This is a genomic window from Campylobacter sp. JMF_15 NE4 (genome assembly GCF_027737645.1).
Classification (GTDB): Bacteria; Campylobacterota; Campylobacteria; order Campylobacterales; family Campylobacteraceae; genus Campylobacter_B.
Genome location: NZ_JAOVTY010000002.1, coordinates 159,566 through 176,315 on the forward strand (window position 1 = coordinate 159,566; position 16,750 = coordinate 176,315).

General features: G+C 43.2%; 18 protein-coding genes. 14 read left to right on the top strand and 4 right to left on the bottom strand.

Features of this window, described 5'->3' with window-relative positions:
• Positions 1-180: 180 nt before the first annotated feature.
• The 14 genes from OFN98_RS05110 to nuoN are packed head-to-tail and all read left to right on the top strand — an operon-like array spanning position 181 to position 13,655.
• Entirely contained in the window at positions 181-570 is a 390-nt protein-coding gene (locus tag OFN98_RS05110) for an NAD(P)H-quinone oxidoreductase subunit 3 (protein WP_270864801.1), read from the top strand.
• Positions 552-1,061: a NuoB/complex I 20 kDa subunit family protein gene (locus OFN98_RS05115; RefSeq protein WP_270864800.1), complete on the top strand. Its 510-nt coding sequence runs from the start codon at positions 552-554 to the stop codon at positions 1,059-1,061. Before OFN98_RS05110 ends, OFN98_RS05115 begins: the two co-directional genes overlap by 19 nt.
• Complete coding sequence (locus OFN98_RS05120) at positions 1,061-1,858, top strand: NADH-quinone oxidoreductase subunit C (protein WP_270874276.1); 798 nt, start codon at positions 1,061-1,063, stop codon at positions 1,856-1,858. The genes OFN98_RS05115 and OFN98_RS05120 overlap by 1 nt, the downstream gene beginning before the upstream one ends.
• Complete coding sequence (nuoD, locus tag OFN98_RS05125) at positions 1,858-3,084, top strand: NADH dehydrogenase (quinone) subunit D (RefSeq protein ID WP_270862941.1); 1,227 nt, start codon at positions 1,858-1,860, stop codon at positions 3,082-3,084. The genes OFN98_RS05120 and nuoD overlap by 1 nt, the downstream gene beginning before the upstream one ends.
• Positions 3,081-3,311 carry an NADH-ubiquinone oxidoreductase subunit E family protein gene (locus OFN98_RS05130; RefSeq protein WP_270858441.1) on the top strand — a complete coding sequence of 77 codons (231 nt, stop codon included), beginning with the start codon at positions 3,081-3,083 and terminating at the stop codon, positions 3,309-3,311. The genes nuoD and OFN98_RS05130 overlap by 4 nt, the downstream gene beginning before the upstream one ends.
• Positions 3,308-4,015: a hypothetical protein gene (locus OFN98_RS05135; RefSeq protein ID WP_270874277.1), complete on the top strand. Its 708-nt coding sequence runs from the start codon at positions 3,308-3,310 to the stop codon at positions 4,013-4,015. Before OFN98_RS05130 ends, OFN98_RS05135 begins: the two co-directional genes overlap by 4 nt.
• Positions 4,015-6,351, top strand: coding sequence for an NADH-quinone oxidoreductase subunit G (locus OFN98_RS05140; protein ID WP_270874278.1), 2,337 nt, complete (start codon positions 4,015-4,017; stop codon positions 6,349-6,351). The genes OFN98_RS05135 and OFN98_RS05140 overlap by 1 nt, the downstream gene beginning before the upstream one ends.
• Positions 6,344-7,339 (top strand): NADH-quinone oxidoreductase subunit NuoH, encoded by a 996-nt coding sequence (gene nuoH / locus OFN98_RS05145; protein WP_270858444.1) that lies wholly within the window; start codon positions 6,344-6,346, stop codon positions 7,337-7,339. Before OFN98_RS05140 ends, nuoH begins: the two co-directional genes overlap by 8 nt.
• Before the next feature lie 8 nt (positions 7,340-7,347).
• On the top strand, positions 7,348-7,959 hold the full coding sequence (gene nuoI, locus OFN98_RS05150; protein ID WP_270862937.1) for an NADH-quinone oxidoreductase subunit NuoI: 612 nt from the start codon (positions 7,348-7,350) through the stop codon (positions 7,957-7,959).
• On the top strand, positions 7,956-8,495 hold the full coding sequence (locus OFN98_RS05155; protein WP_270864793.1) for an NADH-quinone oxidoreductase subunit J: 540 nt from the start codon (positions 7,956-7,958) through the stop codon (positions 8,493-8,495). The genes nuoI and OFN98_RS05155 overlap by 4 nt, the downstream gene beginning before the upstream one ends.
• On the top strand, positions 8,492-8,812 hold the full coding sequence (gene nuoK, locus OFN98_RS05160) for an NADH-quinone oxidoreductase subunit NuoK (protein ID WP_270858447.1): 321 nt from the start codon (positions 8,492-8,494) through the stop codon (positions 8,810-8,812). The genes OFN98_RS05155 and nuoK overlap by 4 nt, the downstream gene beginning before the upstream one ends.
• Positions 8,805-10,652, top strand: a complete 1,848-nt coding sequence (gene nuoL / locus OFN98_RS05165; protein ID WP_270874279.1) for an NADH-quinone oxidoreductase subunit L — start codon at positions 8,805-8,807, stop codon at positions 10,650-10,652. Before nuoK ends, nuoL begins: the two co-directional genes overlap by 8 nt.
• Positions 10,653-10,660: 8 nt before the next feature.
• Positions 10,661-12,184, top strand: coding sequence for an NADH-quinone oxidoreductase subunit M (locus OFN98_RS05170; protein ID WP_270874280.1), 1,524 nt, complete (start codon positions 10,661-10,663; stop codon positions 12,182-12,184).
• Positions 12,174-13,655, top strand: a complete 1,482-nt coding sequence (gene nuoN, locus OFN98_RS05175; RefSeq protein WP_270874281.1) for an NADH-quinone oxidoreductase subunit NuoN — start codon at positions 12,174-12,176, stop codon at positions 13,653-13,655. Before OFN98_RS05170 ends, nuoN begins: the two co-directional genes overlap by 11 nt.
• A 55-nt stretch (positions 13,656-13,710) precedes the next feature.
• On the opposite strand, the gene OFN98_RS05180 is transcribed toward nuoN, so the two are convergent.
• Genes OFN98_RS05180 through OFN98_RS05195 form a run of 4 tightly spaced genes read right to left on the bottom strand, consistent with a single transcriptional unit; the run spans position 13,711 to position 16,724 of the window.
• Positions 13,711-14,925, bottom strand: a complete 1,215-nt coding sequence (locus OFN98_RS05180; RefSeq protein WP_270874282.1) for a saccharopine dehydrogenase family protein — start codon at positions 14,923-14,925, stop codon at positions 13,711-13,713.
• Positions 14,926-14,977: 52 nt separating this feature from the next.
• Positions 14,978-15,610: a LysE/ArgO family amino acid transporter gene (locus tag OFN98_RS05185; RefSeq protein ID WP_270874283.1), complete on the bottom strand. Its 633-nt coding sequence runs from the start codon at positions 15,608-15,610 to the stop codon at positions 14,978-14,980.
• A complete protein-coding gene (locus OFN98_RS05190; protein ID WP_270858453.1) occupies positions 15,607-16,110 on the bottom strand; it encodes a hypothetical protein in 504 nt (167 codons plus the stop codon). The genes OFN98_RS05185 and OFN98_RS05190 overlap by 4 nt, the downstream gene beginning before the upstream one ends.
• A gap of 2 nt (positions 16,111-16,112) precedes the next feature.
• On the bottom strand, positions 16,113-16,724 hold the full coding sequence (locus OFN98_RS05195; protein WP_270874284.1) for a hypothetical protein: 612 nt from the start codon (positions 16,722-16,724) through the stop codon (positions 16,113-16,115).
• Between the last annotated feature and the right edge of the window lie 26 nt (positions 16,725-16,750).

Genomic DNA, 16,750 nt, shown 5'->3' on the forward strand with positions numbered 1-16,750 from the left:
CCTTTCAATTCTACCCTTTATCCATTTAAAAAAAACTAAAAAACAGGGGCAAAATTTATATTGACATTTTTTATCTTTTTTCTTAAATTTTTATGAAAAAGCTTATTTAAAACGCAAAGTAAGATTTTATAAATCATAAAATGATAAAATTAAGCCAAATTTTCAAATTTAAGGTAAAAAATGTCAAGACTTCCAAACGATTCGTCATATTTAGGCATTTTTATTATGTTTATTTTGGCGTTTTGCGTGTTTTCACTCACCGTGAAATTAAGCTCGATTATCAGTAAAAAACTCGCCAATCGCAATGATGAGAGATTGAAAAATGATTTTTACGAAGCAGGCCCAGAGGCCGTAAAACAGCCAAATTCGATAAATTCACACTTTTACATAGTCGCGGTTTTGTTTATACTTTTTGATGTTGAGATTATCTTTATGTTTCCGTGGGCTGTGAATTTCAAACTCTTAGGCGCGTTTGGGTTTGCCGAGATGATTTTATTCATCGCATTGCTTGGCGTGGGATTTGTTTATGCGTGGAAAAAAGGAGCGCTTTCATGGCAGAGCACAAAATAGACTACACCAAAGAAAATGGCCTTCCTATCGTGCTTACCACTGCCGATAAGCTGATAAATTGGGGCAGGTCAAATTCGCTGTGGGCTATGACCTATGGGCTAGCGTGCTGCGCGATAGAGATGATGGCCGCAGGCGCTGGCAGGTATGATTTCGACAGGTTTGGGACGATTTTTCGCGCCTCAGCCAAACAAGCCGATGTGATGATAATCGCAGGCACGCTTACGAAAAAACACGCCGAATTCACCCGCAGACTATATGACGCGATGCCTGAGCCGAAATGGGTGATTTCAATGGGTTCTTGCGCCAATACAGGCGGTATGTTTAACACATACGCCACGGTTCAGGGCTGTGATAGAGTGGTGCCTGTGGATATTTATCTGCCAGGCTGTGCGCCCAGACCAGAGACATTGCAGTTTGCGCTGATGATTTTGCAGAAAAAAATCCGCCGCGAAAGAGCATGTAGAACGCAAAAACCAAAAAGGCTGATTTGATGAGAAAATACACACCAAAGGGCGATAAAAGCGCGAAAAACTACTACAACGATAGATTTTTCGTCCCCAAAAAAAGTGAAAAATTTGACCCGAAAAATTCCAAATTTAGCGATGATTTTGAAAATTTATCAAATTTAGCCAAATTTGAAATTTTAAACGCTTATGTCGAATTTGACACCCTTGTAATTTACATACAAAAAGATGAAAATTTGCCTGCGCTTCAAGCATGCAAAGAGCTAGGATATGAAATTTTATGCGAGCTAAGCGGGGTTGATTTCATAGCTAAAAGTGGCGGAATCGAGGTCTTTTATCAGCTACTTGACATACACAGAACCCGCCGTATGAGAGCCAAATGTTTCGTAAAAACCGGCGAGTATCTGCCAAGCGCGACAGGTATTTTTAAAAGCGCGAACTGGGCGGAGCGTGAATTATACGACATGATGGGCGTATGGATTGCGGGCCACCCAAATTTGGGGCGAATTTTAATGCCAAATGACTGGTTTGGCCACCCACTTTTAAAATCATATCCGCTCCAAGGCGACGAATTTGCCAAATGGTATGAGGTGGATAAAATTTTCGGGCGCGAAAAGCGAGAATTAATCGGCGAGGAAAACCGCGATTCGGCTATGGTTGATGACAAAGATACATTTAATTTCTCGCGCATAAACCACGAGACCCCTTACGGCGAGGCTAGACCGAGCAAAGCTAGCGCGCAAGAATACCAAGAATCTGGCGGAGTGCGCTTCATCAAAAAGGCCAAACGCGGCGCACACAAAATCATAACAGAGAGAAAATAATGCAAAAACCGACCAAACTTAGACCATTTTTCGAAAATGCCGAATTTACGCGCGTTGGAGGCAATATGATATTAAATTTCGGCCCCCAACACCCTAGCGCGCATGGTCAGCTAAAATTAGTCTTGGAACTCGACGGCGAGCTAATCGTGCGCGCACGCCCAGAGGTTGGCTTCATGCACCGAGGCGTGGAAAAAATGGCAGAAAATATGATTTATAGCGAATTTGTGCCAGTAACTGATCGCATGGATTATATCGCAGCAAGCGCGAATAACTACGGATTTTGCGCTACTGTGGAGAAGCTATGCGGTATTGAGGTGCCACGCAGAGCGCAGATTATTCGCACGATTTTATTAGAGCTAAATCGCATTAGCTCTCACCTGCTTTTTTTGGGCACGCATGCCCTAGATATCGGGGCTATGAGCGTGTTTTTATACTGCTTTCGCTCGCGCGAGCATGTATTGGATCTCATAGAAAAATACTGCGGCGCGAGGCTAACGCACAATAGCATAAAAATCGGTGGCGTTTTTGTGGATTTGCCTGAGCTTTGGTGCGAGGAAATGCTTAGCTTTTGCGATGATTTCCCAAATGATATTAAAGAATTTGAAGATTTGCTAGATAATAATAGAATTTGGCTTTTGCGCACCCAAGATGTCGGTGTAATCTCCAAAGAAGACGCCCTAAATTTGGGCTGTTCTGGCGTCATGCTAAGGGCTAGCGGGCATAAATGGGATATCAGAAAAGAGGAGCCTTATCTCATCTACGACGAGCTAGACTTCGATGTGCCTTACGCGAACGCTGGGGATTGCTACGCTAGGTATAAATGCTATATCGCCGAAATGAAGGAAAGTCTTAAAATTTTGCGCCAGTGTGCGGGGCTGTATAAAAGCTCGCCAGCTGGAATTTTAGCCGATAATCCAGAATTTGTAAGCCCTAGCAAAGAGCAGATTATGACGCAAAACTACTCGCTCATGCAACATTTTGTCCTAATTACGCAAGGGCTAAAACCCCCTGCTGGCGAGATTTATCACGCTACCGAGACCCCAAAGGGCGAGCTTGGATACTACATTTACTCCACAGGGGATTCGCGCCCGTATCGACTCAAAGTGCGCACGCCTAGCTTTTGGCACTGCGCGCTGTATGAAGAAATACTGCCAGGCCACTACCTAGCCGACGCAGCCGCGATAATCGGTAGTTCAAACATACTTCTTGGCGAGGTGGATCGATGAAACGATACGATTTGCGCCATTTACGGGGAAATTTCCTAAACCGCATGGGGGAAATTTTGAAAAACTCTGCCCCAAACGAGACTATGATTTTTATCTTTGAAATGGGAGAATTCGACCAAATCAAAGCCAGTGCAAACCTCGTAGAAGGGCTAAATTCGACACTTTTAAACTCACTTAGATACAACCAAGCTGACTGGATGATAGTCGCTAGAAAAGGAAAAAAATGAAAATACTAAATTGCGCTTCGTTGCTAAGATTACAAGCACCAAATTTATGGGAAAAATTTAAAAATGATGAAATTTTAACCCTTTCTGCCCTGCAAGATGAGGGCTATGAAAATTTAATCAAATGCGAAATCGGCGCACAGGGCTATGTTTTGGCGCTTTTGTGTATGAGTTTGCCAAATTTGAGCGCCACGCAAAAGGCGTTTTTTGAGGATTTAGACGACGCGTTTATGAGCGCAGAGAGCAATGTCGGAGACGAGGAAATCGAGGTTTTGAGCGAATTTTTGAGTGGTTGCGAAATCCTCATTATAGATGACGCTCTTATCGATACTCACAGCGACAAAGAAAATATCCAAACATTTTTATCGCTTTTACAAAATGAGTATAAATTTAAAATTTTGCGCCTAAATGGCGAGGAATTTTGCCCGCAAAAGCAAAATTTAAGCGAACTAAAAGAGCTAGAAAACTTCGATGGTGCCGTAGTTTTCAAACACAGCCTCGATGATAAATTCGTCGGCGGGGCGTATTTTAGCATGGTCGCAAAGATCAAAGACGGCGATATGTGCGAGATAAGCACGCCAAATTTTAGCGTAAAACGCAAATTTGAGTTAGACGCAAATTTAAAAGGCACGGTCGCAAGACTTGGTTTTGGGGGAGAAAATTTCAGTGGCTATGACTTCGAAATTGCCAAAATAAGCAGGGTTTAATGGCAAAAATTACAATCGACGGGCAAATTTGCGAATTTAGCGAAGGGCAGAGCATTTTAGAAATCGCGCGCGAAAACGGGATTTATATCCCGACTCTATGCTACCTGCACGGCGCGTCGCCCACGCTAGCGTGCAGGCTGTGTATGGTCGAAGCCGATGAAAAGGTAGTATATAGCTGTAACGCCAAGGCAAAAGATGGCATGAGCGTGATCACAAACTCGCCAAATTTAAGCAAAGAGCGCAACGCCATAATGCAGGTTTATTGCATAAATCACCCATTGGAGTGCGGTGTATGCGATAAAAGTGGCGAGTGCGAATTGCAAAACCTAACCCAGCAAATGCGCGTTAGCACTCAATCCTTCGCCGTAGTTGATAGCGCGAAAAAAATCGAGGATTGGGGGTTTTTGAGCTACGATCCTAGCCTTTGCATTGTGTGCGAACGCTGTATAAAAACCGCCAAAGATCGCCTAGGATTTGACGCCTTTAAACTAATAGCGCGCCAGAGCGAGCCACTAAGTCCAAATTTAAAAGATAGCATGCCAAAAGACGCCTACGCCGTGCTAAATAAAATGCAAAAAAGCCTAATCGCGCGCGTTAGCGATGATGATGATTGCGTAAATTACGGCGAATGCGCGGCCGCGTGCCCTACTGGCGCACTAAGCGTGAGTGCCTTTAAATACAGCTCAAATGCTTGGGAGCTTCGCAAAATACCAGCCTCCAACCCGCACACGAGCGATTGCGAACTGCTTTTTTACGAGGTAAAACGCAAATCCATAAGCGACGGGGACGAGAAAATTTACAGAGTTACTAGCGATATAAATTTTGCCCCTCTTCACGCTGGGGCGCGCTTTGGCTGGGATTTTTCAAACGAAAACGCGGTTAAAAATGAAGTCAAATTTAATGAAATTGCAGAAAAAATAAAAACCGGCGTTATCAAAAATATCAAATTTAACAGCTTCATTACAAACGAGGAAGCGCGAATTTTAGAGCTTTTGCGCGAAAAATTTGACCTAAATTTGATAAACTTTGAGGCCAAAAGATATCAAGATTTTTTGCGAAATTTTAGCGAATATAGCGGTATGAAATTATACAGCGGGAGCGAACAAGCCGTGCGAAATAGCGATTTTATCGTGTGTGCGGGCAGTTTTTTGCGCTCGGACGCGCCGAATTTGGCTTACGCGCTAAATAACGCCCTAAAAGTGCGAAAATCGCGCGCTCTGTATTTTCACGCCGTGCGTGATAGCGGGCTAGACGCATTTGGCAAAAATCTCATTTCATGCCAGCACAAGGCGGGTTTGGAAGCGCAAATTTTGCTATGGATTTTGCAAAATTTTGGCGCGCAAATGCCAGAGTGGCTGGATAAAAAGCTGGGCGCAAATTTTGAAATTTCAGGCGAAAATAAAGTTTCAAATTTCGCAAAAAACCTAAATTTAGACGAAAACGCCCTCCGCAAAATTTGCCAAAACGCCCAAAATCCCGCCCTAATCATCGGCGAGGATTTTATCAAACATCCGCGCTCTGGCACCCTTGCAAAACTGCTTGGCATGGTTGAGCGATACACGAATTTTAGCGTCTTAATCATACCGCCTCGCACAAATAGCCTTGGCGTGGCGCTAATCTGCAATCTTAGTAAGAAGGGAGCTGGCGAGATTTTAGGATACAACGAGGACGGCGATTTTAAATTTGGCGTGAGTGAGGCAGATTTACACGCGCCTAGCCTAGTGCAGCAAGAGGGCACCTTCACTAACTACGACAAGCGCGTAGTGCCGACAAATGCGGCCTTGGCATACGGCGGATACGAGCTAAACGATATCGCAAACGCCCTTGGCATTAATGCCCCTTTCGCGATTTCATACACGCCAAATTTGGGCGAGTATTTCGAAAAAATCAAATTTGATGATTTAGAGAATTTTTATGACAACTGCGGGGAAAATCACCGCGGATACCCTCTGCAAAACCGCCAAATTTCGCCAAATTCTGATAAATTTGACATCTTTATTTCAGATGAGATTTGCGCTAAAAATGGCGAAATTTTAATATATGAAGCAAACCCACTTCACCAATTTAACGCATTTACCGGCATTAGCGCAGGTCTTGGCGAAAGTGGCGCGATATTTATGCACCCGCAAATCGCGCAAGAGCTAAATTTAGCTAATAACGATATAGTAAAAATCGAGTGCGAGGGCGAAAAAATCGTAGTCAAAGTCAAATTTGACAATGAATTTTGCGGAATTTATTTGCCGTATTTTGACGCAAAAATCCCTACGCAAAATATTTTTGTAAATTCGCGCTACAAAGCCGTAAAAATCGAAAAAATCGGAGGCAATAATGAGTGAGTTTGCCCTAAATTTCGCATTTACCTTTGCCAAATGTCTAATCATCATCGCTCTAATCGCCACAATGGCGGGCTTTGCGACATATATCGAGCGCAAGGTCATTGCCTATATGCAACGCCGCCTCGGTCCTGCTATCGTGGGGCCTGCTGGCGTGCTTCAAGTCGTAGCCGATATGATTAAACTAATCACCAAAGAAGATACAATCCCAACGCATGCGAATAAGTTTCTTTATAAAATTTCGCCGATTATCTCAGCTGCCGCTGCGCTTGTGGCTATTAGCGTGGTGCCACTTTTGCCTGAATTTAGCCTTTTTGGCCATACTATTCGCCCAATTATCGCTGATATAAATGTCGCGCTTTTGTTTTTGCTTGGAGCTAGTGCTGCCGGCGTTTATGGGCTAGTAATCGGAGGTTTGGCAAGCTATAATAAATACGGCCTAATCGGCTCGTTTCGTGCGTTTTTGCAGCTAATTAGCTTTGAGGTTATTAATGCTTTAAGCTTAATTCCTATTATTATGATTGTGGGCTCACTCTCGCTAATTGATATCGTAAATACCCAAAGTGGCGGTATTGAGAAGTGGTTCGTGTGGAAAGAGCCAGTATGTTTCGCGCTATTTTTAATCGCTTCGTTTGTAGAGTGTAACCGCACACCACTTTGTCTTACCGAGAACGAAACCGAGCTTTTAGCAGGGGCTAGCACGGCGTATTCTGGGCTAAGGGGCGGTATGTTTTTCATCGGCGAATACGCCAATATGATAACCTACTCTATCGTAATCTCGCTCATATTTTTTGGCGGATACAATAGCTTTTGGTTTATTCCTGGCTGGGTGATGATAGCCCTTAAAGCGGGCTTTTTCTTCTTTTTGTTTTTATGGAGCAGAGCGGCATTTCCGCACCTGCGCCCAGACCAGCTAATGGCGCTTTGTTGGAAGGTTTGCATGCCACTAGCGCTACTTAGTATTTTGATCACTGGCATTGTGATTTTATAGGAAAGATTATGGGAATTTACAAAGAAATCGACAAACGAAAACCGCTTTTAAATAACAAAGACAAATTTAGAGAATTTTTAATTCGCACATTTAGGGGCGAGCTTTTTGTGGGGCTTTGGGTCGTGCTTCGCCAAATGCTTGCCCGTGGCAATACCCACACTCTAATCTATCCGCAAGAAAAATTTGATTTGGGATTAAGGTATCGTGGCGTGCATAGGCTAATGAGATTGCTAGAAAGCGGAAATGAGCGCTGCATAGGCTGTGGGCTATGCGAAAAAATCTGCGTCTCAAACTGCATTGCCATGCAAACTAGCCTTGGAAGCGACGGGCGCAAAAAGGTCGAAAACTACTCCATAAATTTAGGCAGGTGCGTGTATTGTGGGCTGTGCGCCGATGTCTGCCCAGAAATCGCAATCGTGCATGGTAGCGAATACGAGCTAGCAAGCGAACAGCGGGCGTATTATGGATTTAAAGAGGATTTTTTAAGCAGGGGCGAGGATTTGTGCTTGGTAGATGCAAATAAAGAATTTGAGGGCTATGGAAGCTTGGACGCGAACGCAGGAGCGCGCGTGAAGCGCACGCCTACTGCGTATTTTAGCGATGAAAAGGAGAGCTTATGATAGAGGCTTTTGCGTTTTATTTTTTCGCAATCCTTACCTTGGGGCTTTTTAGCGTGAGTGTGTTTTCGCGAAATTTGCTTTATGCTATGAGCGCACTGGCTGGCGGCATGATATTTTTGAGCGGATTTTTCTTTTTGCTCGGGGCTGAATTTCTAGGCGTAGTGCAAATCATAGTCTATACGGGCGCAGTAATGGTGCTGTATGGGTTTTCGCTTATGTTTTTTGACGCTAGCAAAAATGTTAAAGAGAGCGCAAAACATGCCAAAATCTTCTACACCTTAGCCATTTTTATCTCGCTTTTGCTAGTGCTAATCATCTCAGGTGCGCTCATCGCAAATGACGCGCCAAGCCTTAAAATCCCAAATAGCGACAATATCCAAGCTATCGGAACTCTGCTTTTTACGAAATATTTGCTGATTTTCGAGGTGGTCGCCATAATGCTACTTGTGGCGATGATTTGCGCTATCGTGCTAACTCACAAACAAATGGATATTTGCCAAAGCTACGAAGAAAGCGCGATAAAGGAGGAGGCATGAGCCTAAATCACTATTTAATCGTGGCAAGTCTTATGTTTGTTTTGGGGCTTGTGGGGGTTATGAAAAGACAAAATTTAATAATGCTATTTTTCTCAACCGAAATTTTGCTAAATTCTGCAAATTTAGCCCTTGTGGCAATCGCTAAATTTCACCAAAATTTAAATGGCGAAATTTTCGCCCTTTTTATCATAGCAATCGCTGCTAGCGAGATTGCCGTGGGACTAGCGCTTTTGATTTTGTGGTATAAAAAAACAGGCAGTATCGAAATAGATAGTTTTGTAAATTTTAAAATTCCACGCGGAGAAAAAAATGCTTGATACTATGTTTTTTTGGCTATTAATCGCACTTTTTGCCCCGCTAGTTTCGGCGATTTTCGCTGGGATTTTTATCAAATTTAGGGATAAATTATTCGTGGGTGTCATCTGCTCGTGCCTAATAGTGCTTGGCACAATCGCTTCGCTGTGGCTAGTGGAATTTGTCCTGCAAAACGGCGGTATGGACATTGCGCTAGCAAATTTCATAAGTGTGGGCGAACTAAATATAAAATACGGCGTGATGATCGACTCTCTTAGCACGATTATGGCGATTACCGTGGGGATCGTAAGCTCCGTGGTGCATATTTATTCGATTTATTATATGCAAAAAGATCCGGGCTTCGCCAAATTTTTCGCTTACCTTGGGCTTTTTGTCTTTTCAATGCTAGTTTTAGTGCTAAGCGATAATTTTATCGGGCTTTTTATCGGCTGGGAGGGCGTGGGGCTTTGCTCGTGGCTACTAATCGGCTTTTGGCACGATAGGGATAATAACGCCTGGTGCGCGAACGAAGCCTTTATCATGAACCGCATAGCCGACCTTGCCATGCTACTTGGAATTTTTGCGATTTATCTAAATTTCGGCTCGTTTGCCTATGATGATGTCCTAGCAAACGCTAGCAGTGCCGACAGGGGCGCACTTGCGCTCATTGCCACCTTGCTTTTCATCGGTGCTATGGGCAAAAGCGCACAGTTTCCATTTCATACATGGCTAGCTGACGCTATGGCGGGACCTACGCCAGTTTCTGCGCTAATCCACGCTGCGACTATGGTTACGGCTGGCGTTTATTTGGTGATTAGGGCAAATTCTATCTTTGCGCTCGCCCCTGATGTGGCGCAAGCTATCACCTATCTTGGGGCGTTTGTAGCGATTTTTGCCGCGTCAATGGCGTGCGTGCATAATGATCTTAAAAAAATCATAGCCTACTCTACGCTATCCCAACTTGGCTATATGTTCGTAGCAGCAGGGCTTGGGGCGTATGCTATCGCGCTTTTTCACCTTGTAACTCACGCGTTTTTTAAATCGCTTCTTTTCCTTGGGGCTGGAAATGTAATGCACGCTATGGCAGGCAAACTAAATATCCAAAAAATGGGCGCGCTGGCTAAATTTATGAAGCCTAGCCTTGCGCTTATGAGTATCGGTTCGCTAGCACTTTGCGGGTTTTATCCATTTTCTGGATTTTTCTCAAAGGATAAAATTTTAGAAACTGCCTTTGCTAGTGGGGCGCACTTTATCTGGGCGGTTTTGTTTTTTGGCGCGCTTTTGACTACATTTTATAGTTTTAGGCTTTTAATGCTTGTCTTTTTTGGCGAGAAAAAATACGACCACGACCCGCACGAGGCGAAGTCTTATGCTCTGCTTGCAATGAGCGTTTTGGCGGTTTTGGCGATGATTTGCGGCTTTTTCGCGGCTGAGTTTTACGGCTTTGTGGGCTATGTTTTGCCAAGCTTTCATAATGAAATTTCGCACAACACCGAAATTTTGCTAATCGCTTTAACGCTAGGTGCTATTAGCGTTGTGGCAATCGCTACAATTTTTGCATATAAAAACGCAAAATTTAGCCCAAATTTGAAAAATTCTAAAATTTACAAAATTTTAAGCGCGCAGTATTTTATACCGCAATTTTACGACATTTTCATAGTGGGAAGCTATAAAATCATAAGCCAAATTTGCGCCAAAATAGATAGCGCAATCATTGATAGCATTGTAGATCTAATCGCCAAAGCGCTACTAAAAATGGGCTTTGCACTCCAAGGCGCAAATGACGGGACAAATTTGGGCACAAATTTGAGATTGATGATTTTTGGCTTTTTTGCGCTTTTGGTTTTAGTATTTTTGATTTAAGGTAGATTATGGAGCATTTTTTAAGTTTAATTATATTTTTCCCAGCCGTCGCTGGGGCGCTTGGGGTTTTTATCGATGAGCGGAGCATAAAAACTTATGCCGTGATGATGAGCCTGATAGAATTTGCGCTTTCGCTCTTTTTGCTGGCTTTTTATGAGGGCGGGACTTCGTTTAGCACCTCAGCTAGCATAATTAGCGCGTATGGGATAAGCTATTTTATCGGCGTAGATGGGATTAGCCTATTTTTGGTGATTTTAAGCACGCTAATGACATTTTTAGCCCTAATTAGCCTAAGCATAAGGGAGAGGGTTAAAAATTTAATCATCTCGGTTTTGTTTTTAGAAATGACGATGATTGGGGTATTTGTCGCGCTTGATGCGATATTATTTTATATATTTTGGGAGCTTTCACTTATCCCAATGCTCTATATCATCGGCGCATGGGGAAGCGGGCGCAGGATTTATGCTGGGGTGAAATTTTTTATCTACACATTTTTTGGCTCTATGTTTTTGCTCGTGGGGCTAATCGCAATGGCGTATTTATACTACAAATCCACTGGCGAGTTTAGCTTTAATCTCATCGCGTGGCAGGGGCTAAATTTGCCAATAAATGCGCAAAATTTGCTATTTTTGGCTTTCGGGATTGCTTTTGCGATAAAAACGCCGATGTTTCCATTTCACACTTGGCTACCTTACGCGCACGGACAGGCCCCTACAATCGGCTCTGTTTTGCTAGCGGCTGTCTTGCTAAAAATGGGAACTTACGGCTTCGTGCGATTTTCGTTGCCACTTTTCCCTGATGCGTGCGTGCATTTCGCCCCTTTAATGTGCGTTTTGGCAGTAATTATGGTGATTTATACCAGCTTCATCGCATTTGCGCAAAAAGACATAAAACAAGTCGTCGCTTACAGCTCTATCGCTCACATGGGCGTGATAATACTAGGCATTTTCTCGCTTGGAAGCGAGGGTGTTAGCGGGGCGATATTTTTAATGATTAGCCACGGAATCACCTCTGGCGGGCTTTTTATGCTTGTGGGATTTATTTATGATAGACGCCACACAAAGCTGCTAAGCGAATTTGGCGGACTTGCCAAAATTATGCCAGTTTATGCGTTTTGCTTTGGCGTGGTTTTATTTAGCGGGATTGGACTTCCGCTTACGATTGGATTTGTGGGCGAGTTTTTAAGCCTGCTTGGCATTTATAAAATCAGCTTTTGCTATGCGCTTTTTGGCGGGTTTGGTATAGTTATGGGGGCGATTTATAGCTTGAATTTATACAAAAAAACATTTTTTGGCAAAATTTGCGTCGAACAAAACAGAAGCTTAAAAGATTTGAAATTTAGCGAAATTTCAAGCATTGTTCCGATTTGTGTTTTGTGCATTTTCCTAGGTGTCGCGCCAAATTTTATGCTTAGTCGCATTTCGCCAAGTGTGAGCGAAAATATCGCTGCAATGGCGCACAACGCCCAAAATTTAGCCACCAAAAACTACATAGAAAAAGCAAATTTCAAGGCGGTGATAAATGCAAAATAGTCTTTTAAATTTAGCCGTAATCGTGCCAATGGCGATTTTGTGCGTGTTTGCACTACTGATTTTAGCCATTTGCCTTTTTGGGCGCAAATTACCCCAAAACTTCTACGCCATAATCACACTTTTAGCCCTTATTTTGGACTTTGGCTTCGTTTTTGGATACAGCGGCGGCGCAAGAGGCTTTTTCGATATTATGCTAGTTGATAATCTAGCAATTCTTGCAACACTCATAATTTTGGGTTGTAGCGTGTTTTATATCTGGCTAAGCCTTGGGGCTAAAAGCGCGCACGAATACAGCGTGGCGGAGTTTTTCGCCATTTTTCTTTTTATGATTTTAGGGTATGAATTTATGGTATCAAGCGAAAATTTAATGATGATTTTCGTTGGATTAGAGACCTCATCGCTGGCACTTTATACACTCATTGCCATGCACAACCGCGCGCGCTCTATCGAAGCCTCGCTTAAATATTTCGTAATGGGCGCACTGGGTTCAGCGTTTTACGCATTTGGTGCGGCGCTATTTTTCTTAATCACAGGCTCGTTTGAAATTTCGCAAATCGCTATGATTGCGCAAAATTCAGGCCTTAGCACGAGTGCGGCTCTGTTTGGCGCAAGTGCATTTATGATAGCTTCTATCGGCTTTAAGCTATCGTTTATCCCATTTCACGCATGGATTATGGACGCTTACGAGGGCGCTAGCTCAGCCCTTAGTGGCTTTATGTCCGTCGCGCCCAAAATCGCAGCCTTCATCGTAGCTATTAGGCTTTTTGAAGCACTACAAAACATAGGCGTAGCGTGGCTTAACTCGGTTTTATACGCAATCGCCGTGCTTACAATGAGCGTGGCAAATGTCATGGCACTAGTCCAGCACGATGTCAAACGCATGCTCTCTTACAGCGCGATTAGCCACGCTGGATTTGGGCTTTGCGCCATAGTTATCGGCACGACGGAAGCAAATTTAAGCCTTTTTGTTTATTGGGTTTTATACGCAATGGCGAATTTAGGCGCGTTTGCCGTGCTTTGGAGCGCAAGGGAAAAAAGGGATTTGCACGGCATCGGTAGCGAAATTTGGGCGCGTTTCGAATACCCGTATGAGAAATTTAACGGCCTTATCCACACATTTCCACTGCGCGCGATTGCTCTGGCTATTTTTATGCTTAGCCTTGCTGGGATTCCGCCGTTTGGGCTGTTTTGGGGCAAATTTTACTTGCTTGGCTCTGCTATTAGGGGTGAATTTTACGGCTTGGCTGTGATAATGGCGGTAAATAGCGCGGTTGCGCTGTATTATTATCTGCGTTTAATCGTGTGTATGTTTTTGTGCGAGGCGGACTTTCGCTCGGCCAAATTTCGCGCCGCACTGCGCCAAAGTAGCGCACCGATAAATTTCGCCGTGGCTTTATGTGCGGTTTTGTGCGCTATAATGCCGTTTCTTGTGGATTTTATAAGTAGTAGTATGGGTAAGGTTTTGCTTTAAATTTAAAATTTTGGCTCAAATTTGAGCCAAAATTTAGCGAATTTACGGGCAAATTTTACTCTGCCACCCTAGTTTCGTTTGGATCCATTTCGATGATTTCCCATGGTAAGCCTTGGCGATTTAGCTCGTCCATAAATGGTTTGGCATCAAATTCTTCCATATTAAATACGCCTTTTCCGCTCCATTTGCCAGTTGCTATCATCATCGAGCCTATCATAGCTGGCACACCTGTGGTGTAGCTAACAGCCTGTGCGCCAGTTTCAGCGTAGCATTCTTCGTGGTCGCAGACATTGTAGATATAAACTTTTCGCGGTTTTCCGTCTTTAAAACCTTTTATCACGCAGCCGATATTTGTTTTGCCTTTGGTGCGTGGTCCTAAACTTGCTGGGTCAGGAAGTAAAGTCTTTAAAAACTGAATTGGCACGATTTTCATGCCGTTATGCTCGACTTCGTCAATGCGAAGCATGCCGACATTTTCTAGGCAACGCATGTGCGTAAGATAACTTTGCCCAAAGGTCATAAAAAAGCGAATTCGCTTTAAGCCCTTGATATTTTTAACCAAACTTTCCATTTCTTCGTGGTAAAGCAAATAGCTATCTTTTACGCCGACTTTGGGATAGTCCCATTTCATCATTATTTCAAGCGGTTTTGTGGTGATCCACGAGCCATTTTCCCAGTAGCGACCGTTAGCTGAGACTTCACGCAAATTAATTTCTGGGTTAAAATTTGTCGCAAACGCGTATCCGTGGTCTCCTGCGTTGCAATCAAGTATATCAATCTCATTTATTTCATCGAATAAATTTTGCTGTGCATAAGCGCAAAATACATTTGTAACGCCCGGATCAAATCCGCTTCCTAGAAGTGCGGGAATTCCTGCGTTTTTAAAATCATCATTTTTCGCCCATTGAAGTTTGTATTCAAAGTGCGCGGTGTCTGGGTGCTCGTAGTTTGCGGTATCGATATATGGGATACCAGCTTTCAAACAAGCGTCCATTAGTGTGAGATCCTGATACGGCAAAGCCACATTTAAAAGCAAATCTGCTCCGATTTCTTTGGCGAATTTTGCCACAGCTTCCGTGTCATCAGCATCGATTTTAGCCGTTGCGATCTCTACGCCAAGGCGCTCTTTTATAAATTTAGCGATTTCATCGCATTTACTTTTGGTTCTACTAGCAAGAGTTATTTTGGTGAAAACCTGCGAATTCATCGCACATTTCACGGTTGCTACGCGGCTTACTCCACCTGCTCCGATAATCAAAATATGGCTCATTTTTCTTCCTTTAAACAAAATTTGCAAATTTTATCAAAAACGCACTTAAAAGCTAAATTTTAAACAAAAATTCCGCTATCAAATACGCCATATAGACCATTATCACGCCCACCACGCTATCTATGATCCGCCATGCTTTTTCGTTCGCAAACAGCCCAGCAAGCGCCCTCGCAGCGTATCCTAGGCTAAAAAACCACGCGAAGGATACCAAAACCGCCCCGCAAAAAAACCAAATTTTTAGCTCGCTTGGCACGGGTGCTGATGTCGAGCCGATAACGACGATAGTATCTAGATAAACATGCGGATTTAGCACGGTTACGGCTAGGGTTTTTAAAACCACCGGAAGCAGCGAGGCGTTTTTAGCGTTTTTGATTTTGGCAAAGTGCGAGCCTTTGTATGCGCTACGAAATGAGGCTAGCGCGTAACTTAGCAAAAACAAAATTCCACTCACGCCCAAAATCAGTGTCAAAAGCTCATTTTTGGCAAATGTTTCGCCTACGACAAAGACGCCAAATCCAGTAAAAACGATATCAAGCAGGGTGCAAAGCGCACAAACGACGAAAATATAGCTTTTGGCTAGGCCTTGCGAGATGACAAAGATATTTTGTGCGCCAATCGCCACAATCATCGATAGCATGAGCCCAGCCCCGCGCAAAAATGCGCTGGTGATGGCTGGGTCTATCATTTGCGTTTGCCGTGTTTTTTAGAATTTGCGCTAGGCTCTTCGGGTTCGTTTTCAAAGCCCATTTTAGCGCGCAAAATTTTATTTATTTCATAGATTGAGGTTTCGTAGATATCGGGCATCGTAGCCTCTTTATCAGTATAAAAATGCAAAAAATTATAAGTATCGTCTAAATCGAGAGCGCGCTTGAATTCGAAATTTAAAAGCTTAACCTGCTTTTTGCCAGCGGTGAAAGTTTTGACATTGATATTTTTAATATCGGCGAATTTAAACTCGCACTCGCGCTCGTTTATAACGATTTTTAGGGCGTCATCGGTGATTTCGATATGTTTTTTGCTAAACATTTTTTTCAGACAAAACAGCGCGCTCACAGCACAAGTCGCCGACATAAAAAGCGCGATCCCGCCATATCCGATATGATACAAATATCCGCCACAAACTGCCAAAATAAGGGCAGCGACCAAGGTTGCTCTAACTGGTTTTTTATTTTCGTTTATTATCATTTTTACCTACTTAAAATTTGTTTTATATGTTCGTAAATTTTATAATTAAATGCGTCGATTGCGCGCGATTTTGACAAATTTGAGCTACTGTTTTGATAGGTCAAATTCGTAGTATAATCCTGCCAAGCCTTGCCATTTTTCACACTGATTAGCAAGCCAACCTGCGCATCATAAAGCCTCTCTGGGACATCATCATACCACGGATCATAAAACATCGGAAATCCCATACCTACACCCCAGTGGCTGTGTCTATGACCTCTGCCACCACCAAAACCAAAGCCAAAACTAAACCTAGGTCTTGCGTAATAATCCCCACCAACGCTTAGCAAGCGAAAATAATTTATATTTCCACCCACCTTAATCGTGGCGTCTTTTTCGTTTTTTACTACCGTAAATCCGTCTTTTACCAGATACTCGCTCACAGCCGAGGTTAGATTTAAATCACTCGTGCTAGTATTTGTAAAACTCACGCTGATGAATTTTTTCTCTGGCATTTTGGTGACAAAAATCGGCTCGCTCGTGCGCACGATCCCGCTATTTACCGGCGCTTTTGCGCAACCTGTAAAAAACGCAAAAATACAAATCATAAAAACGCTTAAAATTTTAATTTTCATCAAATTTCTCCGAAAAAATTTCAAAG